Annotated in this window: 18 protein-coding genes; 8 read left to right on the top strand and 10 right to left on the bottom strand. The window is 72.7% G+C overall.

What is annotated here, in order from left to right:
• The first annotated feature begins 185 nt into the window (after window positions 1–185).
• Together ACIA5G_RS10640 and ACIA5G_RS10645 are read left to right on the top strand one after the other, a co-directional pair.
• Complete coding sequence (locus ACIA5G_RS10640; protein ID WP_395922349.1) at window positions 186–836, top strand: LysE/ArgO family amino acid transporter; 651 nt, start codon at window positions 186–188, stop codon at window positions 834–836.
• A 98-nt stretch (window positions 837–934) separates the two neighbouring features.
• A complete protein-coding gene (locus ACIA5G_RS10645) occupies window positions 935–1,639 on the top strand; it encodes a DUF6008 family protein (RefSeq protein ID WP_395922350.1) in 705 nt (234 codons plus the stop codon).
• On the opposite strand, the gene ACIA5G_RS10650 is transcribed toward ACIA5G_RS10645, so the two are convergent.
• The 3 genes from ACIA5G_RS10650 to ACIA5G_RS10660 form a co-directional block, all read right to left on the bottom strand.
• A complete protein-coding gene (locus ACIA5G_RS10650; RefSeq protein WP_395922351.1) occupies window positions 1,620–5,708 on the bottom strand; it encodes a beta-galactosidase in 4,089 nt (1,362 codons plus the stop codon). The genes ACIA5G_RS10645 and ACIA5G_RS10650 overlap by 20 nt on opposite strands.
• Before the next feature lie 105 nt (window positions 5,709–5,813).
• Window positions 5,814–6,857: a LacI family DNA-binding transcriptional regulator gene (locus tag ACIA5G_RS10655; RefSeq protein ID WP_395923500.1), complete on the bottom strand. Its 1,044-nt coding sequence runs from the start codon at window positions 6,855–6,857 to the stop codon at window positions 5,814–5,816.
• Window positions 6,858–6,940: 83 nt separating this feature from the next.
• Window positions 6,941–7,831, bottom strand: coding sequence for a hypothetical protein (locus tag ACIA5G_RS10660; protein WP_395922352.1), 891 nt, complete (start codon window positions 7,829–7,831; stop codon window positions 6,941–6,943).
• Between the two features lie 116 nt (window positions 7,832–7,947).
• On the opposite strand from ACIA5G_RS10660, the gene ACIA5G_RS10665 reads away from it, so the two are divergent.
• From ACIA5G_RS10665 to ACIA5G_RS10675, 3 genes are all read left to right on the top strand, one after another.
• Window positions 7,948–8,520 carry an RNA polymerase sigma factor gene (locus ACIA5G_RS10665; RefSeq protein ID WP_395922353.1) on the top strand — a complete coding sequence of 191 codons (573 nt, stop codon included), beginning with the start codon at window positions 7,948–7,950 and terminating at the stop codon, window positions 8,518–8,520.
• The gene (locus tag ACIA5G_RS10670) at window positions 8,513–9,610 is read left to right on the top strand and encodes a CU044_5270 family protein (RefSeq protein WP_395922354.1); all 1,098 of its coding nucleotides are present in this window, start codon (window positions 8,513–8,515) and stop codon (window positions 9,608–9,610) included. The genes ACIA5G_RS10665 and ACIA5G_RS10670 overlap by 8 nt, the downstream gene beginning before the upstream one ends.
• A 72-nt stretch (window positions 9,611–9,682) precedes the next feature.
• The gene (locus ACIA5G_RS10675) at window positions 9,683–10,450 is read left to right on the top strand and encodes a sulfite exporter TauE/SafE family protein (RefSeq protein ID WP_395923501.1); all 768 of its coding nucleotides are present in this window, start codon (window positions 9,683–9,685) and stop codon (window positions 10,448–10,450) included.
• Between the two features lie 6 nt (window positions 10,451–10,456).
• Here the strand turns inward: ACIA5G_RS10675 and ACIA5G_RS10680 are convergent, their stop codons facing one another.
• On the bottom strand, window positions 10,457–11,113 hold the full coding sequence (locus ACIA5G_RS10680) for a helix-turn-helix transcriptional regulator (protein WP_395922355.1): 657 nt from the start codon (window positions 11,111–11,113) through the stop codon (window positions 10,457–10,459).
• An 84-nt stretch (window positions 11,114–11,197) separates the two neighbouring features.
• Between ACIA5G_RS10680 and folE the strand changes: the two genes are divergently transcribed.
• Complete coding sequence (gene folE / locus ACIA5G_RS10685; protein ID WP_395922356.1) at window positions 11,198–11,818, top strand: GTP cyclohydrolase I FolE; 621 nt, start codon at window positions 11,198–11,200, stop codon at window positions 11,816–11,818.
• A 56-nt stretch (window positions 11,819–11,874) separates the two neighbouring features.
• Here folE and ACIA5G_RS10690 read toward each other — a convergent pair whose 3' ends face one another.
• The 4 genes from ACIA5G_RS10690 to ACIA5G_RS10705 all read right to left on the bottom strand — a co-directional run bounded on the left by ACIA5G_RS10690 (window position 11,875) and on the right by ACIA5G_RS10705 (window position 15,165).
• Complete coding sequence (locus ACIA5G_RS10690; RefSeq protein WP_395922357.1) at window positions 11,875–12,306, bottom strand: hypothetical protein; 432 nt, start codon at window positions 12,304–12,306, stop codon at window positions 11,875–11,877.
• A 121-nt stretch (window positions 12,307–12,427) separates the two neighbouring features.
• A complete protein-coding gene (locus tag ACIA5G_RS10695) occupies window positions 12,428–13,090 on the bottom strand; it encodes a response regulator (RefSeq protein ID WP_395922358.1) in 663 nt (220 codons plus the stop codon).
• Window positions 13,090–14,592, bottom strand: coding sequence for a GAF domain-containing sensor histidine kinase (locus ACIA5G_RS10700; protein WP_395923502.1), 1,503 nt, complete (start codon window positions 14,590–14,592; stop codon window positions 13,090–13,092). The genes ACIA5G_RS10695 and ACIA5G_RS10700 overlap by 1 nt, the downstream gene beginning before the upstream one ends.
• A gap of 150 nt (window positions 14,593–14,742) precedes the next feature.
• Complete coding sequence (locus tag ACIA5G_RS10705) at window positions 14,743–15,165, bottom strand: pyridoxamine 5'-phosphate oxidase family protein (RefSeq protein ID WP_395922359.1); 423 nt, start codon at window positions 15,163–15,165, stop codon at window positions 14,743–14,745.
• Between the two features lie 243 nt (window positions 15,166–15,408).
• Between ACIA5G_RS10705 and ACIA5G_RS10710 the strand changes: the two genes are divergently transcribed.
• Window positions 15,409–16,026 carry a sigma-70 family RNA polymerase sigma factor gene (locus ACIA5G_RS10710; protein ID WP_395922360.1) on the top strand — a complete coding sequence of 206 codons (618 nt, stop codon included), beginning with the start codon at window positions 15,409–15,411 and terminating at the stop codon, window positions 16,024–16,026.
• A 117-nt stretch (window positions 16,027–16,143) separates the two neighbouring features.
• Here the strand turns inward: ACIA5G_RS10710 and ACIA5G_RS10715 are convergent, their stop codons facing one another.
• Window positions 16,144–17,553 carry an MFS transporter gene (locus ACIA5G_RS10715; RefSeq protein WP_395922361.1) on the bottom strand — a complete coding sequence of 470 codons (1,410 nt, stop codon included), beginning with the start codon at window positions 17,551–17,553 and terminating at the stop codon, window positions 16,144–16,146.
• Window positions 17,554–17,710: 157 nt separating this feature from the next.
• Entirely contained in the window at window positions 17,711–18,505 is a 795-nt protein-coding gene (locus ACIA5G_RS10720) for an IclR family transcriptional regulator (RefSeq protein WP_395922362.1), read from the bottom strand.
• Window positions 18,506–18,621: 116 nt separating this feature from the next.
• On the opposite strand from ACIA5G_RS10720, the gene ACIA5G_RS10725 reads away from it, so the two are divergent.
• Complete coding sequence (locus ACIA5G_RS10725; protein WP_395922363.1) at window positions 18,622–19,830, top strand: CaiB/BaiF CoA transferase family protein; 1,209 nt, start codon at window positions 18,622–18,624, stop codon at window positions 19,828–19,830.

Raw genomic sequence — 19,830 nt, forward strand, 5'->3', positions numbered from 1 at the left:
GTGAAAGCCCTTTCTCGCGTCGGCGGCTCCCCCGGGCCGATTCAAGCACAGCTCCCCGGCACGCACCGGCTGGAAATCCGGTTGCCCGCCCGGACCGCCCGGCAGCACCATCGGCGCATGACCACGCACCGCACCCCGCTCCTGCCGACCGTCGCCGCGACCACCGCGCCGGTCCGGCAGCAGCCGTGCCGTCCGCGGAGGTCGATCCGCCCGACGCCGTGACCGGGGCGCTGGTCGCCGGCCTGCTGGCCGGCTACGGCATCGCGATCCCGGTCGGCGCCGTCGCCACCTACCTCGTCGCGCTCACCGCCCGCACCTCCCTCAAAACCGGCCTCGCCGCGGCGCTCGGTGTCGCGACCGCCGACGGGGTGTACGCGCTGGTCGCCGTGCTCGGCGGGGCCGCGATCGCCGGGGTGATCACACCGGTCGCCGGGCCGCTGCGGTTCGGCTCGGCCGGGATCCTCGTGGTGCTGGCGATCCGCGGCGCGGTGCTGGCCCTGCGCTCACACCGCGACCCCGCCGTGCGCACGGTGACCCCGCTCGCGCCTGGACGCGCCTACGTCAGCCTGCTCGCCGTCACACTGGTCAACCCCACCACGGTCGTCTACTTCGCCGCGCTGGTCGTCGGCGACCGCGCGGGCGCCGCCGTTCCGGCGCCCGGCCAGGTGGTGTTCGTGCTCGCCGCGTTCGCCGCCTCGGCGAGCTGGCAGGCCCTCCTGGCCGGCGGCGGCGCCCTGCTCGGCCGGCTCCTCACCGGGCCGCGCGGCCGGCTGGTGACCGCACTCGTGTCGAGTGCGGTGATCACCGCGCTGGCCGTCCGACTTGTCCTCTCCTGACCGAAAACCGTTGTCCTGTAACGTTTTTCGGGCATTCGGGAAGAGGTTCCGCGGCCCAGCCTCCGGATAGTGTCGAGGGGACGAGACGGGAGGCGATCATGGACATGCCGATGACGTCGATGTCGGGCTGGGACGTCGCGGGGGCGAGCCTGCTCGTGCTCTGGGCGCTGGCCATGTGGGCCGCGGTCGGGGTGCTGGCGTACGCGAACCGCGGGCCGGTGCGGCCCTGGGTCTACCGCGGCTCGCTCGCGGTGATCGGTGTCGGTGTGCTCGGGCAGCTCGGCCACGTCCAGGAGCACATCGCGCAGGTCGGGTACTGGCTCGGCCACCCGAACGCCCCGGCGTGGATGACACCGTGGGGCACCGGGCTGGCCGACGGGCTGCAGATGGTCCTGCCGAACCGGCCGACCTTCGGGATGGAGCTGCTGCACCTCACCGGCAACTTCATCTTCCTGGCCGGGCTCGCCGGCGTCATGGTGATCACCCGCCGCGCCGTCGGCACCCGCACCCGGCGCTGGGCGAAGATGGGCGTGTGGATGCAGGGCTTGCACGGGCTCGAGCACCTGGTCCTCACGCTGTCCGTGGCGCTCGGCTCGCGCGCCATCGGCCTGTCGACGTTCTTCGGGCTGATCGACCCGGGCCCGGGGCTGACGACCTACCGCGTCTGGTGGCACTTCATCGCGAACGTGATGGGCTCGATCATCTTCGGGCTGGCGCTGTACCACTTGTGGAAGGAACGCCGGGAGGTGCGGGCCACGTTCTTCGTCCGCCCGCTGCCGGAATTCACCCGCCAGGCGGCGTGACGCAGGTCAGCGTCGGCAGCGCCCAGTCCGCGTGGTCGTTGCCGTTGCCGTCCCCGCCGTCGCCCACCAGCAGGTCCAGGACCTGGGCCCCGGTGACGTCGACGTCGATCGGCACGGCCGCCTGGCCGCCCCGCACCACCGGCGTCGTCACGCGGGTCGCGCCGTCCACCGAGACGCTGAAGCTGACGCTGCCCCCGGTGCCGGTCTCACCGTCGACACCGGCCGAAGCGGTCAGCCGGGTGCACGAACCGGCCAGGTAGAGCTGGACGTCGCTCGCCGCGTGGACACCGAGGCCCTTCGGGTACGCCACGCCGCCGATGGTCATCGGCTTGCCGTCCCCCGCGCTCGCCTCGCCGTTGCTCGTGTCGCGCTCGACCGGGCCCCAGCCGTTCGTGGCGGTCAGGAACGGCAGTGAGCTCACCGCGACCTGCCCGGCGGGCGGCGCCGGCGGCACCGCGCCGACGATCCGTTCCCCGGTCACCGCACCCGGACGGCCGGCCTGCCGGTAGGTCACCGCCACCTTCAGGGCAGCCGTGTCCACTGTGGAGGGAGCGGTGACCGGCCACGAGAACGTCGCCGAGCCGCCGCCGTCGATCCGCGCGACCGAAGGCGGTGCCGCGGGACCGACCGTCCACCCGGCCGGCGCGGTCAGCGTCGGCTTCACGTCGAACGCCGCAGGTGCGCCCGCGGGCACCCGGACCGTCGCCGAGGCGGTGAACCGCTGCCCGCCCGACGCGGTGTCCGGCGCGGTCAGGGACACCCCCGCGGTCGGCGCCGGCGGCATCGTGTACCGCGCGGCGTCGTACCCGGGCGAGGCGTTCTGCCGGACGGTCAGCGGCGAGCGGTAGCTGCCGTAGTTCGTCCAGGTGATCTTGCCGAGGCCGCCCGTGCTGCCGCCGAGGTTCCACACCGCGACGGCGATGGTGTTGTGGCCGTTCGGGTTCAGGATCCCGTTCGGGATCGGGAAGCTGTGCTGCGGCCCGAGGTAGTTGACGTACTGGCCGAGCTGCCAGCCGTTGACGAACAGCAGCGCGCGGTACTGCCGAGCCGGGTCGTCGGTGATCGTGAGCCCGAGCGAGGTGTCCTGGCCGCGCGGCAAATCCAGATCCGCCGACGTCCGGTACCACGAGACGCCGGGTGTCGTGTCCTTCGCCGGGAGCGACGCCGGCGCCCAGCGCGCGTCCGGGAAGCCGGGCAGCGACCAGCCCGCGCGCTCGCCGTACAGCCCGCCGGTGTTGAGCGGGCCGCGGACCGGGTCGAGCCCGGTCTCGCCGCCGCGGACACCCTGCAGCCGCCAGGTCACCGACGTCAGCGGCGCCCCGGTCAGCCGGGCGGCGGTGAGCCCGCGCGCGGCCTTGTTGCCGTTGTTCGCGCCGTAGTCCTCCTCGTGTCCCATGTTGACGGTCAGCACGGAGATCTGGTTGTCCCCCTGGCGCAGGGCGCCGGCCGGGAAACCGAACGTGTGCTGCGGCTCGGTGGAGCTGCCGAGGAAGACACCGTTGAGCCACGCCGAAAACGCGCCCGCCGGGCCGCCGCTCTGGCTCGAGAGGGTGATCCCGGTCTGCTGCCCGGTCCCGGTGAAGTGGCCGCGGTACCAGGTGTTGCCGGTGTGGAAGCCGTAGTCGTCGGCGAAGAGCACCGGTTTGGTGCCGAGCGCCGTCGAACTGTTGCTGCTCTCCTTGTCGGCCACCGGCCACGCGGAGTCGTCGAACGCCGGCTGGCTTTCCGGAGACTCCTGCTGGTGCTTCCAGCCGGTCAGGGCGGGCGGGGTCACGGCTTTTGCGGCCGGCGCGGTGGCGGTCAGGCTGCCGCTCGAGGTCGGCCGGGTTGCGACCCGGGAACCGTTCCAGGTGACGTCCTTCGTGGTGCCGAAGACCTCGAACGCGCCGTCGGCGCCGGTGTCGCCGGTCAGGGCCAGGGTGCCGTGGTTGTCGGCCGCGGTTCGCACCAGGTGGGTGCCGCGGACCAGGACCGGCCCGGCCGCGGTGTCCTGGCGCCAGAACGTCGCCGCCGTCGCCTTGTCCGCGAGCAGCAGGAGCAGGGGACGCGCACCGGGCGGGGTCACCAGCACCCGCGTCAGGCCGTGATGGGTGTAGTTCAGCCGCAGGTCACCGCGGCCGGCGTCCCAAGTGGACGTTGCGGCGCCGTCGAGGACCTGCACCGACGGCTGCTTCGCGAACCGCAGGACGGTCTCACCCGGCCCGCCCTGGTCGCCGTAGAGGACCGCGACGTCCCGGCCGCCGATAGCCGCGGTGGTCATGATCTCCGACGTCGAGTACTGCAGCCGCGTCCGCCCGAGGTCGTACCCGGCGACGAGGATCTTCGACTGGCGGCCGTTCAGCGTGAGGCCGGTGCCGGGCTGCTGCGGCACGACCGGGTAGTAGTCGGTGCTGCCGGACAGCAGGTCGACGGCGTCCACGACGACGAACGGCCCGGTGGCGTTCGTGTTCTTCTGCCCGGTGACGACGATCTTCAGCGTGTGCGCCCCGGCGGTCAGGCCGCGCGCTTCGTACCCGGTGACCTGGTTCTGCTTGCTCGCCGCGTAGAGGTCGACGGTGCCGGCCTTCGTGTCGTCCAGGTAGACGTCCGCGATCCCGTGGCTCGGGTCCTTCGACGTCACCCAGCGGATCCCGGTGCCGGTGAACGGGATGCTGACGCTGTCCCCGGTGACCTCCGAGAACGACTCGGTGTGCTGGTAGTCGCCGCCGGTGTAGTTCACCTCGGGCCCGACGTGGCTCCAGGTGCCGGTGTAGCCGACCTCGCCGGCGCGGTCGTCGTAGGTGTAACCGGCGTGCGCGGCCAGGTCGAGCGCGATGTTCGTGGTGTTCGTGGCGGTGGAGGTCGAATCCGTGTGGCGCAGGGTGTGGAACTGCGTGCGGGTGTCCGGGTTGATCCGGGCGGTGTCGGTGAGCGCCGGATCGGTCAGCGGCGCCGCGGCCAGCCCGTCGGTCTTGGTCAACGGGGTGACGGACTGGGTGAAGTAGCCGATCAGCTTGTCTTCGTTGTACTTCGGGTCGAACTGCCGGGCCTCGGTGATCGCCGCGCCGTAGTCGTAGGAGGTGTAGTTCTGCGGGATCGCGCTCCAGCCCCACGACGTCCCGCCGTGCAGCATGTAGAAGCTCTGGCCGGTGGCGCCGACCGCGATGTTCTGCTTGTAGAAGACGTTCGCGAACTGGTCGTTGATCAGCTGGGCGCACTTCTCGTAGCCCGGCCCGCCCCACGGGTCGAAGGCGCCGCCCTGGAATTCGGCGGTGATCAGCGGCTTGCCGGGCACGTGGTCGTAGCTGATGTCGGGGACGCCGTTCCAGCGCGTCGGGTTGGAGCAGTCGAAACCCTGCGGATAGGAGTCGGCGGCGTCGACGTCGAGGGCGGCTTCACCGGCGTTGAAGGTGCCGTTGTTGTTGCCCACCAAGGGAACCGTGATGCCGTCGGCACGGGCCTTGTCCTCGAGGTGCTTCATGTAGGCGCGGCCGTCGGCGTTACCGTTGTAGTACTCGTTTTCGACCTGGTAGGCGAGCACGCTGCCGGTGCCGTTGGTGAGCTGGTGGCGCGCGATGATCCGGTCGATCTGCGTCTGCCACTCGTCGGAGTACTTCAGGTAGACCGGGTCGGCGCTGCGCGTGTGGCCGGGCGTCGTGGACAGCCAGGTCGGGAACCCGCCTCCGTCGACCTCGGCGTTGATGTACGGCCCGGGCCGCGCGATGACGTAGAGCCCGGCCTGCTGCGCCACGTCGAGGAGCCTGTCGAGGTCGCGGACGCCGGTGAAGTCGTAGACGCCCTGCTTCGGCGAGTGATAACCCCAGTCGAAGTACAGCGACGTCGAGTTGAAGCCGGCGGCCTTCATCTTCTGGAAGATGTCGAGCCACAGGTCCGGGCTCGGCAGCCGGTAGGAGTGGAACTCACCGGACCAGAGGTAGGTCCGGTTGCCGTCGACGAGGAACGAATAGCCGTCGTAGGTGACCGTGTGCGTCGCTTTCGCGGCGGGCGCGGGTGCCGCCGACGCCGTCGGGACGGTGATCCCGGCCAGAGCGAGCACGGCGACGAGCAGAGTCCGGATGACGGCACGCACGGGGGACCTCCGGGACGGCGGGGACCAGAACCGAACACGATCCTTCGCCGATCACACAGAAGCGGTCAAGATGCAACACCGAGATGGATCAGTTCCGACGTCGGGTCAGCGCGGCCCGGTGCTCTCCCGCACGATCAGCTCGGCGGGCACGAGGTGCCGCGCGCCGACGTCACCGCCCGCCATGCGGTCCTCGAGGAGCCCGAACGTCTTGCGGCCGACCTCGATGAAGTCCTGGCGCACCGTTGTCAGCGGCGGGGTGAAGTACGCGGCCTCCGGCACGTCGTCGAACCCCGCGACGTGGACGTCCTCCGGCACGCGGATCCCGGCCTCGGTGAACGCGCGCAGCAGGCCCAGCGCCATCTGGTCGTTGGCCGAGAAGACCGCCTTGAGCCCGCGTTTGCCGACGAGCGCGCGGCCCGCTTCGTAGCCCGACCGCGGGCTCCAGTCGCCGCGCACGACCGCGGGCACCCGCAGGCCGCGCTTTTCGAGGGTCTCTCGCCAGCCGCGTTCGCGGTCGCGGGCCTCGAGCCAGTCCTCGGGCCCGGCGACGTGCCAGACCGTCCGGTGGCCGAGCGCGAGGAGGTGCTCGGTGGCCCGCCGGGCGCCGTCGTACTGGTCGACCGAGATCACCGGGACCGGCGCGGACTCGCCGCCGCCCACCGCGACCAGCGGGATGTCCGCGGGTGCCGCGGCCAGGGCGCGCCCGGCCGTGACGTGCGGGGCGATCACGACGATGCCCTCGACGGCTTGGCGCCGCAGGCTCTCCACCGCATCGCCGATCGACGTCCGCCCGGGCCGGGTCACGCTGCAGATCGCGATCCCGTAGCCGGCTTCGCGCGCCGCGTTCTCGATGCCGTACAGCGTGCTCGCCGGGCCGTAGAGGTTCGACTCCAGCGCGACCACACCGAGGGTCCCGGACCGGCCGGTGACCAGCGTCCGCGCGGCGGTGTTGGGCCGGTACCCGAGCTTCTGCACGGCGGCGAGCACCCGTTCGCGGGTTTCCGGGCGCACCGGCCCGCTCTCGTTGACCACACGCGAGACGGTCATGTGCGAGACCCCGGCCATGCCGGCGACGTCGGCCAGGCTCGGCTGCCGCGGCCCCGGGAACGACGTCCTGACCTGCTCGCCCGGCTTCGCCCGGTCCACCACCCTGGCCCCCTCCACCTCACGCTTCGCCACCACCCACGAGACGGTACCGCCGAAGGGGCCGCCACCGGCGGACGCCGGGCGCGTCAGGACCAGCCGAGCGGGCCGGACAGCGCTTTCACGACCGCCGTCACGTTCTGCGATGACTTCGCCCAGCTGGTGCCGGCGGGCTGGGCGCTGAGCACGACGACCACGTAGCGGCGGCCGCCGACGATCCCGCTGGTATGCAGGTTGCGGCCCGGGTCGCAGCAGGACCAGCCCTGCTTCACGGCCCAGTCGGCGGCGGTGACCGCGCCCGGGATGCCGAAGTACTGGTCGAAGCCGTCGGCGCCCCGCTCGGTGGCGCCGTCGAGGGCGCGGAGGACGACCTGCCGGGTGGCGCCGGGCGCGTCGTCCATCAGGTAGCTGTAGAACCGGACCAGGTCGGTGGCGGTGACGAGCGTGCTGCCCCAGTGGGTTCCGTCGGCGGGCGGCCGGGTCGAGGTCATCCCGATCCGCTTCGCCCACGACGTGACGATCGTGGGCCCGCCCAGCTTCATCCACAGCCGGCTCGCGACCTCGTCGTCGCTGCGCGAAAGCATCTCCACGACGTCACCGGCCGGCTCCCCCTGCTTCAGCGCTTCGAGCGCGATGAGCAGCTTGACCAGCGACGCGGACGTGTAGGTCGCGCCCGGGCGGTAGGAGACGATGTCCCGGTCGTTCTTGCGGTCGTGGACGAGCACGCTCAGCTTGCCGGGCACCAGCGCCGCGAGCGTGGCGCCGTCGGGCAGGGGCGAACCGGTCTTCGTCGCGGACGTCTCCGGCGGCGCCGAAGTCGCCGTGGTCGCCACGCTCGTCGTCAGCATCGGCACGGTCGCGAGCGACGGATCGGCCGCGGCGGCAGGCTCCGCTGGCCGGAGCGCCGCGGCCACGACCAGCATCGCCACCACCGCGCCGGCGCAAATCCCGGCCAGCAGCATCACGTTCCCTCGGTGCATACCGGTTGTTGTCCGCAGACCCCGCTGGTGTTCGGCGTTGCCGCCCCGGATGTGGCCTGGCTCTCATCCGGGCGGGTGATCGGGGACGCGGGCGAGGGGTCACGACAACCAGTAGCGTGACCAGAATCGTCGAACGACTCGATCGGCCCGACCTCGCCGCGCGGGATCCGAAGGAGGTCTTCGCGCGGCTCTTCGACGAGTACGCCCATCCCCTGCGCGGTTACCTCGCGGGCCGGGTGGGTGTGCACGCCGCGGACGACCTCGTGGCGGAGACGTTCGTCGTCGCGCTCCGAAGACGGGCCAGCTACGACCCCGCGAAGGCGCCGATCCGGGGCTGGCTCTACGGGATCGCCACCAACCTGCTCCGCAACCACGTGCGCCAGGAGGTCCGCGGCTTCCAGCTGACCGCGAGGGCCGGGACCGAAGACCGGCCGGCGGAGAACCACGACACCGCGGTGGCCGGCCGGGTCGACGCGGCCGCCCGCCTGCGTGTCCTGGCCGGCGAGCTCGCCGGACTGTCCGAAGAGGACCGTGACGTCCTGCTGCTCACCTCCTGGGCCGGTCTCGAACCGGCCGAAGTCGCCGAAGCGCTCGGCGTCCCCGCCAGCACGGTGCGCTCGCGCCTGCACCGCGTGCGCCACCGGCTCCAGGCCTTGCTCGTCCCCACCGAGGAGAACACCCATGAATGAGCTCGACGAGACCCTCGAGCTGCTCCACCGCGACGCCCGCACCGCGCCGGCCGACCTGTCCGCGGCCCGCGCGAAGCTGATGGCCGAGCTCGGACCCGGCGCCACCGTGCTCCCGCTGCGGCCGAAGCGGGCCCGCCGGTTCGCCCTGCCGGTCGCCGCCGCCGTGGCGGGGGTGGTCGCGGTGACGGTCGTCGTCGTGCAGGCCGGTTCGTCCGGTCCGGCGGCCACCCCGCAAGCCGCGCCTTCCGCGCCGGTGTCGTCGTCCCCGCAGATCCGGCTGATGTCGGCGACGGAGGTCCTGAACCGGGCGGCCGACCTCAGCGTCGGCGCGGTCGATCAGCCCGTCGGGCCCGGGCAGTTCCGCTACGTCGCCGAGCACACCTGGGTCGGGCGCGGGGTCCAGACCGGGGACACGACCGGCTACACCTACCTGTGGGAGCAGCAGATCGAGCGCTGGATCCCGGCCGACGCGCACGACGTCTGGCAGGAGGACCGCAAGATCCTCACCACCGGGAAGTTCCTCGGCGGCTCGGTGCCGCAGTCCCAGGCGCCCGAGCCGGAGCTCACCAGCACCGACCAGGGCCGGTGGCAGGGCCGCTGCGGCGACTTCTTCCCGAAGTCCAAGCCGGCGAAGAAGTGCGACGACCCGGCGGACTGGGACAGCCCCGCCTTCTACGCGACGCTCCCCCACGACCCGGCCCAGCTCTACACGAAGCTGCAGGAGCTGACCAAGGGCCGCGGCTCGACGCCGGCCGCGATGTTCCACTTCGGCACCGAGATCCTCCGCGCCGGCCAGATGCCGGCCGAGCTGCGCGCCCAGTGGTACCGGGCGCTGGCGAAGATCCCGGGCATGACGGTGCTGGCCGCCGAGACCAACCTCGACGGACGCACCGGCGTCGCCCTCGGCCTGGACGACCGCCACGAGATCCGCCAGCTGATCATCGACCCGGCCACGGGCGGGTTCATCGGCGAGCGCACGGTCGCCGGCGCGGAGCCGAGCGAGGCGTGGATCAAGCCGGGCACGGAACTCGGCGCCAGCGCGATCACCACGGCGGTCGCCGGGCGGCTCGGCGAGGTCCCGGCCCGGTAGCGGCTCCGAACAGCCGGGCCGAGCGCCCGGGCCCCGGTCAACGAACCTCGGACGCGCGACACCAGCCGCTGGATCAAGCCGGGTACCCGACGGACTACGGTCGGCCGGGTGCTGCTCGCCGTCCTGGTCATCGCCGTCCCGGTCGGGGTCTTCATCGGGACCATCGGCATCGGCGGCGTGCTGCTGCCACCCGCGCTCACCTGGCTCGGCGGGCTCGACATCCACGCGGCGGCCGGGACGAGCAGCTGGGCCTTCCTGTTCACCGGGGTCGTCGGCACCGTCGGTTACGCGCGGCAGCAGGCGATGCCGTGGCGCTTCGGCGGGCTGCTCGCCCTCGGCGCCGCACCGGCCGCAGCGGCCGGCGCCCTGGTCAACAACGTCGTCCCGGCGACGGTGCTCTGGCTCGTCCTGGGCGTCGTGACGGCGGGGTCCGGCGCCTGGAACCTCTGGGCCCGGCCGCGCGAAACCCGCGAACTGCCCGCGCCCGCCGCCGTGGTGGTGGGCGCGGTGGTCGGGTTCGGCTCCGCGCTGACCGGCACCGGCGGGCCGGTGCTGCTCGTCCCGGTGCTGCTCGCCCTCGGGGTGCCCGCGTTGACGACGATCGCGGCCGGGCAGCTCATCCAGATCCCGCTCGTCGGCTTCGCGACGATCGGCTACGCGGCGCAGGGCAACGTCCACTTCGGACTCGGCAGTGTGCTCGGCGTGCTGGCCGGGGCGGGCGCGCTGGCGGGCACCCGGCTGGCGCCGCGGCTCCGGGGCCGGCTCCTGCATCGGGTGGTGTCCGCCGCCCTGGTGGCCTTCGGCGGTTTCCTCTTCGTACTACCCTTCCTCCCGCGTTAGCCGGAGCTACGCCGGGACCACGCGCACGCAGCAGAAACCCGGCTTCGGGTCCAGCCGCGCCCGCCGGCCGTGCTCCCCCGCGCCGGCGAGCATTCCTTCGACCAGCCCCAGGTTCATCTCGCACACCAGCCGCGGGTGGGTTCGGGCGAGCCGGTGGAACGGGCAGTTGCCCAGCAGCACCTCGCCGCCCTCGGCGCGCGGCTCGAAGCCGTGTTCTTCGAGCGTGCCGATGATCTCCGTGGCGCCCGCGGCGAGCTCGGCGCCCTGCTCGCGGGCCCGCCGGCTCAGGGCCTCCCGCGGCGAGCAGCCGGTCTCGTCGGCCTCCTCCACGGCGGCCGCGAGCAGCTGACCAGCGAGTTCGTACTGCTGTTCGGGCAAGGAGACGCTCACGTGCCGGTCCGCGCGGCGGTACACCTTGGCCGGCCGGCCCGCGCCCGGTCCGCTGCGGCCGGTCCGGCGTTCGTACCCGATCGCGAGGAGCCCGAGGTCCACCAGGCGGTCGAGGTGGAAAGCGACGGTCCCCCGGGGCACGCTGAGGGCCGTGGCGACGTCGTCGCGGCTCACCGGCTCCGGCCGGCGGACGACGTACTCGTACAGCCGGCGCCGGGTCGGCTCGTCGAGTGCCGCGACCGCGGCCAGCGCACCGGTCTCGGAGGTGTGCATCAGCGCACTCTAAAACAAAAGAACGTTGACGAAAACCCGGGCGGGCTTCTACCGTCGGCTCGAACTGCTTTGAGGAGGCCTTTCGTGACCGTCGACCCCGTCCGCGAGCCGGTGCCGCTGCGGCACCTCGGCGTTGTCCACGACCGCGACACCATGGACCTGCGCGCCGCGGAACGCGCGGTCGCCGACCTGCTGCGCGCCCTGGGCAAGGACCCGTCGTCCGAGCACCTCGGCGACACCCCGCGGCGCGTCGCGAACGCCTTCGCGGAGATGCTGCAGCCGCGGGACTTCCAGCTGACGACGTTCCCCAACGACGAGGGCTACGACGAGCTCGTGCTGGCGAGGAGCATCCCGGTGCAGTCGCTGTGCGAGCACCACCTGCTGCCCTTCCGCGGTGTCGCGCACGTGGGCTACCTCCCCGGCGAGCGCATCCTCGGCCTGTCGAAGCTGGCCCGCGTGGTCGAACTGTTCGCGCGCGACCTGCAGGTGCAGGAACGGCTGACGAAGCAGGTCGCGGACTGGCTGCAGGAGCACCTCGCACCGAAGGGGGTCGGCGTGGTGATCGAAGCCGAGCACATGTGCATGTCGCTGCGCGGGGTGCGGGCCACCGGCGCGCTCACCGTCACCTCGGCCCTGCACGGTCTGCTGCGCGAAGAACCCAAGACGCGCCAGGAGTTCTTCGCCCTCACCGGCGTCCACGCCTGACGCCCACCGGCGCGACCGTGGCCGCGCCGGCGGGAAGCCGGTGGGACGCGGCCCGGTCAGTCGCGCCGGTGCCGGCCGCGTCGCGAGCCGGCGATCGACCGCACCCGCGTCGCCAGGTCGCTCCGGCGCGCCCGCTGCGCGTACTCCAGCAACGCCTCCGCGTGCGCCTCCGGCAGCCAGCCCTGGTCCGCGCCGACCTCCAGGCGCAGCAGGTGCGTCACCAGCTCCCGCGACTCCTCGTCGCACTCGCCCGCCAGCTCCGCGAACCGGCCGGCCGCGTCGGCCGCGCCGTCGCACCACGCCGTCATCGCCAGCAGGGTCGCCGTCGCCGTCAGGATGTCGCCGCGGTGGACGCCTCCCTCGGCCGCCAGGTGCTCCGCCAGCTGGAAGCTGTGCGTGCCGACCCCGCCGGCACCTTCCCGGCGCACCGCTTCCGCGAGCGCTCTGATCTGCTGCGTGACATAGTCCCCGCTCGACAACCCCGCCATGCCGTCCCCTCCACCGCGCAGCAGGGTCCCCGGCGGCCCCCTGCGATCACCCGACAGGTGTACTCCATCGGCGTCCAGATACGTCGAACGCCCCACCCGTTTCGTCCGAGTGGGGGCAAGATCACCCCGAATGGCCGGTATCGGCGCGCCGCTGGGACACGTACACCGCCGCCGAGGTGCGCCGCTCGACCCCGAGCTTGTGCAGGACCGACGACACGTAGTTCTTCACGGTCTTCTCGGCCAGGAACAGCCGCTCGGCGATCTGGCGGTTGGTGAGGCCCTCCGCGACGAGGTCGAGCACCCGCCGTTCCTGCGGGCTGAGCTGCTCGTACCGCGGGTCCGGCCCCGACGACGCCGTCTCGCCGCGCAGCTTGTTCATCACCGACGCGGTAAGCGTGGCGTCCAGCAGGGAACCACCCACGGCGACCGTGCGGACGGCGTCGACCAGCGACCGGCCGGAAACCTGCTTCAGCATGTACCCGGCCGCACCGGCCATGATCGCGCCGAACAGCGCGTCGTCGTCCGAATAGGACGTCAGCATCAGGCACGCGGGCGGCGGCTCGACCGTCGAGCGGATCTCACGGCACACCTCCACCCCCTGGCCGTCGGGCAGGCGGACGTCGAGGATCGCCACGTCCGGGCGGACCTGCGGGATCCGGACCAGCGCCTCGGCCACCGTCGCCGCCTCGCCGACCACCTGGATGTCCTCTTCGGACTCGAACACGGTCTTCAGCCCGGTCCGGACCAGCTCGTGGTCGTCGAGCAGAAACACCGAGATCGTCATCACGCACTCCCCTGCTCGCCGGTCCGCGCCGGCAGCTCGGCCGTCCATTCGAGCCGGGAGCCGCCACCTTCGGCGGCCGCCAGCACGCAGTTCCCGCCCCACCGTGCCGCACGGGCCGCCAGGTTGGCGAGCCCGCTGCGACGGCCCGGCTCCGCCGGTGGACCGGTCCCGTCGTCGCGCACCACCAGGCTCAGCCGCCGGCCGAGGCTGTCCACGCCGACCTCGACCGAAGACGACGTCGCCACGGCGTGGCGCGCGACGTTCGTCAGCGCCTCACGCAGGGACGCGATCAGGTCGGAGCGGACCGCGTCCGGCACCGCGGCGTCCAGCGGCCCGTCGAAGCCGACCCGCGGCTCGAAGCCCAGCGTGTCGCGGGCGTCGACCGCCACCCGCAGCAGCTCCGCACGCAGGCTGCCCTGCGCCTGGGCGGGCGCCTGCAGCGAAAAGATGCTGTTGCGGATCTCGCGGATCGTGCCGTCGAGGTCCTGCGCGAACCCGGCGACCCGCGCCCCGACGCCCGGGTCGGAGATCAGCCTGCTGACCCCCTCGAGTCCGAGCCCGGTCGCGAAGAGCCGCTGGATGACGAGGTCGTGCAGGTCGCGGGCGATCCGGTCGCGGTCCTCGAACACCGCGAGCTGCTGACGGGCCACCTGCGCCCGCGAGAACTCGACGGCCAGCGCGGCGTGCCCGGCGAACGTCTCGGCCAGCTGGACGTCGGAGTCGGTGAACGGCGACTTGTCGCGGAACTTCGCGACCACGAGCACCCCGAGGGTCTCGTCACCGACGATCAGCGGCACCGAGATCGCCGAGTCGAGGTCCTTGATCATCGCCGGCATCGACCCGGCGCGGTCACGCTGCTCGTTCTGGACGTGCTCGCCGTAGTCCCGCACCACGATCGGGCGGCGGGTGGTGAACGCGATCCCGGTGGCGGTGCCCTCGGTCGGGACGGTCAGCCCGGTGAGCCGGTCCGCGTCCTCCCCCGGCGGCTCGACGACGTCGAAGACGAGCCGGCCCGGCCCGGCGGGCAGCGCGATCGCGCCCCCGGTGCCGCCGGCCACCACGCGGGCGCGTTCGGCGATCAGCCGCAGGGTGGCCCGCAGGTCCTGGGCGCCGAGCAGCGCCCGGGTGACGTCGTAGGACGCTTCCAGCCAGCGTTCGCGGCGGCGCATCCCGTCGACCAGCAAGGCCTTTTCGACGGCCATCCCGGTCGCGGCGGTGAGCGCACCCAGCACCTCCCGCTGGCGGCGGCCGAACTCGCCGCCGTTCCCGGGCTCGACCACGAACGTGCCGAGCGTCCGCTCGCCGGCCCGCACCGGCAGTTCGACCGCGGCCGCGCCACCGGGCCGGCCGTACTCGGCGACACCGCCCTCGGGACCGGTCACCTCGAGCCGGCCCCGGCGGGCGCCGACCACTTCGCACACGGTCTTCACCGCGCGGTCCAGCAACGCCGGCAGGTCCAGCTCCCGCGCGATCCCGGCCACCGCGGCCAGGATCATCGGCATGCTGATTTCGTCCGCCACTTTTTCCGTCGACCCCGTCGGCTCGCCGTCTCCCGGAGGACTCCCCGGGGCGTCAAGGGTGCCACAGGCGGCTGCCCGCGACGGCCCAATCCGGTTCGTCCATCCGGTGGGTCGATCGGCGGAACGGCTCTGTTACTGGTTCCGGGGAGTTACCTCGGCGTGGCAGGCGATGCGGTGACCGGTGACGGCCTCGACCGGGATCCGCAGGAACCGGCGGCCGGCCAGTGAGGGGCACGGGCACAGGCAAGCGACATCGGTGTCGTCGACGGCGGGCTCGGTGGCCCGGCCCAGGATGCTGACGTACCAGCCGGCGCCGAAGTCGGCGGCGAAGTCGTCCGCTTCGAACGCGACGACGGCGTCGCGCGCGCCCGCGTAGAGGGGACTGCCGGTCGGCACCGCGAAGACGACGGCCTCGTCGACGACGGTGAACCGCACCGGGCGGACCGCGGGCATGGCACGGTGGGTGAAGATCACCCGGCCGAGGCTCGCCGTCCGGAGCAGGGCGAGGCACTGCTGCCGGTCGAGCAGCAACCCGAAGCCCACGTCGTCCACCATCGGATACCTGTGTTTCTCCTGTGAAAAATCCCCGGCATCCAGCGTGATCGACCGTGGTGGGCCGCCGGTAGGGCCGTTCGGCCCGGCTGCCGCCACGACGCCCCGGCACGCACACCGCAAGATCACGCGCCAGGGCCGGAAGACCCGGGTCGCCGCGGTCGCCCGGCCGGTGTGGCGGCCACGCGGGGTGACTTAGCGTCATGACCGTCGGTTGCCGGGAGCGTAAGGGGAAGGGTGAAGCAGATGCCGCCGCACTCCGCCGAGGGTGACGCCGCACCCACGGCGATGTCCGCACTCGACCCGGCCCTCGTCGGGCCGGCGGTCACCGGGAACCGGGCCGCGGTGGCCGGGCTGCTGCGTGCGCTGCGGCCGATGGTGTTCCGCTACTGCCTCGGCCGGCTCGGGACCTGGCAGGACGGCTCGTCCGACGCCGAGGACTGCGCGCAGGAGGTGCTGCTCGCGGTCGTGCGGGCACTGCCCGGGTACCGCTACGAGCCGGCCGGCTTCGTCCCGTTCGTCTTCGGGATCGCCGCGCACAAGGTGTCCGACTTCCACCGCCGCCGGGCGCGCGACCGGACCAGCCCGGTCGCCGAACCGCCCGCCGAGCGGTCGGTGGGCCGGGATCCCACCGGCGACGAGGTCCAGCGGTCCGCCGCGCTCGACTGGTCGGCCGGGCTGCTCGACACCCTGCCGCCGCGCCAGCGGGAAATCCTGGTGCTGCGCATCATCCTCGGTCTTTCGGCCGAAGAGACGGCCGCGGCCGTCGGCCTCGCCAGCGCCGGCGCCGTCCGCGTCGCCCAGCACCGCGCGCTCACCACGCTGCGGCGCGGCTTGCTCGCCCAGAAGGGCGCCGCGCCGTGAGGCCCGCGAAGCGGGGAATGCCGCGTCGAAGGAACACTTGGCCTCTTTCGACGCGGCGTCCCCTGCTTCGTTCGGGCCGCCGTGCGAGCGTGCCGCGGTGCCTCCGCGGTTGATCGGTCATCGAAGCGGCTGCTGCGACGCGGCCGCCGTGACGTCGTTGTTGACGCTTTCCAGCCGGCGACCGGTGGTGCGCGGGCCCAGCACCGCGACGTCCACCGCGACCACCACCAGCGCGCCCGCCACGACCAGGAACAGCGTGGTCGGGCCGGTGGAGTCCAGCAGCGGCACCAGCACGAACGGCATCGCCCCGCTGGCCAGCCGCGACAGCGAATAGGTGCCGCTCGACGCCGTCGAGCGCAGCGCCGTCGGGAAGATTTCGGCCTGGTAGATGTGGTAGGCGTTCGAGAACAGGTTGCTGGTGGCGGTGTAGAGGAAGCCGAACACGAGGATCCACACCATCGAACCGGCGTAGCCGAACGCGATGCCGAACACCGCCATCGCCAGCACCGAGCCGATCACGAGGAACTTCCGTTCCACCCGTTCGACGATCGGCAGCGAGAGCGCCGAGCCGACCGGGTAACCGAGGTAGGTCAGCGCGGCGAACAGCAGGGACTGCGAAACGGCGTACCCCTTGGCGGCCAGCACCAGCGGCACGAGCGTGCCGAAGCCGTAGTAACCGAGGGTCTGCAGGATGTGGAAGACGACCATCATCCAGGTGCGGCGGCGCAGGGCCGCGCCGAACAGCTCGCGCACCGGCGCCCCGGCCCGCTTGCGGGTGGTGCCGCGCGGCGGGGCGGGGTTCTCGTTGACAGCCCCACGAGCCTCGGCTTCCATCCCGGCCACGAGGTGCTCGGCCTCCGCGGTGCGGCCGACCGAGGCCAGCCACCGCGGCGACTCGGGCAGCCCGCGCCGGAGCAGGAAGACCGCGCCCGCGCCGAGCGCGCCGATCACGAACAGCCAGCGCCAGCCGGGAATGCCGAGGAGCTCGTGCTCGGTCAGCCCGCGGGCCAGGAAGCCGACCACCGGGAAGCCGCAGAAGGCGAGCGTGTACGCCCAGGCGATGAACCGGCCGCGCTTGCGGGCGGGCAGCAGGTCGGTGAGGTAGGTGTCGGCCAGCGGCGGCTCCGCGCCCAGGCCGATGCCCGCGAAGAACCGCGTCACCAGCAGCATCAGCGCGCTGCCGCTGAACGCGCCGAGCAGCGAGAAGAGCGAGTAGAGCCCGAGGTTCAGCAGGAACGCGCCGCGGCGGCCGAACCGGTCGGCGAGCCGGCCGAGCAGCAGGGCGCCGAAGAACATGCCGACGAACGTCGACGCGAGCAGCGGCGGCAGGTCCGCCTTCGTGAGGGAGAACTCCTCGACGAGCACCGAGCTGAGCACGCCGGTCAGGAAGACCTCGTAGAAGTCGAAGAACAAGCCGAGCCCGACGGCGACGGTGGCCCGGCGGTGCGTGCGGGTGATGGGCAGCCGGTCGAGCCGGCCCGCGATCGTGCCGCCGTCCGGCACGGCGGCGTCGGGGATGTTCGCCATCCGTCGTCTCCTTTGACTTCTCCACTATGTGGTTGGCCAACCCATAATGTGACGGCTGACGCGTGGAGTCAAGGACACCCGGGACGAAGCCGTGGTGCGTTAACGGGCAACGGAGTGCAGCCCGACACGAACCGGACACGCCGGCGGGCGGGGAAGATCAGAGCCCGGCAACCTGCTCGACACCCGGCCGGTACCCGAGGCGCTCCGACGCACGGCGTCCGGCCTCCACCACGACCGGCGCCAGCCGCGGCACATCCGCCGCCGTCATCCGCTGGGTCGGCGCGCCGATCCCGATCGCCGCGCTGACCTCGCCGTTCAGGCCGAACACCGGGGCGCTGAGCGACGCGGCGCCGAGGTCGCGTTCCTCGAAGCTCACCGCGTACCCCGCCTCGCGGATCTGCCCGAGCTGCTCGGTGAGCAGGTCGATGTCGACGGTCGTGCGCGGGGTGAAACGCGCCAGGCCGTGGCCGATCGCGTCCTTGACCGCGAGCTTGTCCCAGGCCAGGAACACCTTCCCGGCCGAGCCGGCGTGCAGCGGCATCACCATGCCGACGACGAACAGCCGCACCACCGGGTGGCGGGACTCGGCCAGCGAGATCACCGTGCGGTAGGCGCCGTCGCGGACGTAGAGGCAGGCCGTCTCGCCGGTTTCGTCGCGCAGCTGCTGCAGCACCGGCCGGGTCAGCCGGACCAGGTCCAGGCCGAACGTGCCCGGCGCGGCCCAGCGCACCAGGCCGAGGCCGACGCGGTAGGTGTCGTCGTAGCGGTCGAGGAAACCCTCGCGCACCAGGTTGTGCACCAGCCGCTGGCACGTGCTCGCCGGCAGGCCGGTGGACCGGGTGATCTGCTGCAGCGTCAGCTCCGGGTCGTCGATGGTGAACGACTCGAGGATCTGCTTGAACTTGCGCAGCACCAGCACCGGCGTCGTGCCGCTGCGTTCTTCCTCTGCCATCGCCCCGCCCCGTGCCCGTGGTGTGCCGCACAGTCTATCCACGCCGGACCCGGTTGACTCCGCGACACTCGCCCGTATTCTGGGTTTACAACTCACATAGTGATTTGGAGTCGGGCATGAGTGAACAAACCGGGCCGCTGACCGGCGTCCGGGTGGTCGAACTGGGCAACTTCATCGCCGCGCCGACCGCCGGCCGCCTGCTGGCCGACTTCGGCGCCGACGTCGTCAAGGTCGAGCGCCCGGGCACCGGGGACGAACTGCGCCGCTGGCGGCTGCACGCCGGCGACACGTCACTGCTGTTCCGCACCCTGGGGCGCAACAAACGCTCGGTGACCGTCGACCTGCGGCGTCCCGAAGGCCAGGAGATCGTCCGCTCGCTGGCCGCCCGCAGCGACGTCCTCCTCGAGAACTTCCGGCCCGGCACCCTGGAACGCTGGGGGCTCGGCCCCGCCGAGCTCCGCGCGCTCAACCCGCGGCTGGTCGTCGTCCGCGTCTCCGGGTACGGCCAGACCGGCCCCTACCGCGACCGGCCCGGCTTCGGCGGGGTCGCCGAAGCGATCGGCGGCCTGCGCGCGCTCACCGGCTACCCCGACCGGCCGCCCACCCGGGTCGGCGTCAGCCTGGCCGACTCCGTCGCCGGGCTCTACGCGGTGATCGGCGCGCTGATGGGCCTGCTGCGGCGCGACCGCGAGCCGGGCGCCACGCCGGGTGAGGTGGTCGACGTCGCGTTGTACGAAGCCGTCTATTCGCTGATGGAGTCGCTGATCCCGGACTTCGACGCGTTCGGTGTCACCCGCGGCCCGGCCGGCTCCGCGCTGCCGGGGGTCGCGCCCTCCAACACCTACCGGTGCGCCGACGGCAAGTACATCGTCGTCAGCGGCAACGGCGACGCGATCTTCCGGCGGCTGATGCACGCCATCGGCCGCGCCGACCTGGCGGACGACCCGCGCTTCGCGGACAACGCCGGCCGCGTCGCGCACGCCGAACTGCTCGACGACGCGATCGGCGCGTGGACGGCGGCGCTCGGTCAGGAGGCCGCCGAAGCCGAGCTGCGCGGGGCGTCCGTCCCGTGTGGACCGATCCTGACCGCCGCGGACATCACCAAGGACCCGCACTTCGAGGCACGCGGCATGCACGAGCGGCACCGGGTACGCGGCCACGACGGCGAAATCACGTTCCCCGGCATCGTGCCGACGCTGACCGAACGGCCCGGCCGGACCCGCACGCTCGGGCCGGAGCTGGGCGAACACACCGAGGCCGTGCTCGCGGAGCTCGGCGTCACCGGCGAGGCGGTCACCCGCCTGCGCGAGAACGGAGTGATCTGA

Source organism: Amycolatopsis sp. NPDC051758, from assembly GCF_044453095.1.
GTDB lineage: Bacteria > Actinomycetota > Actinomycetes > Mycobacteriales > Pseudonocardiaceae > Amycolatopsis.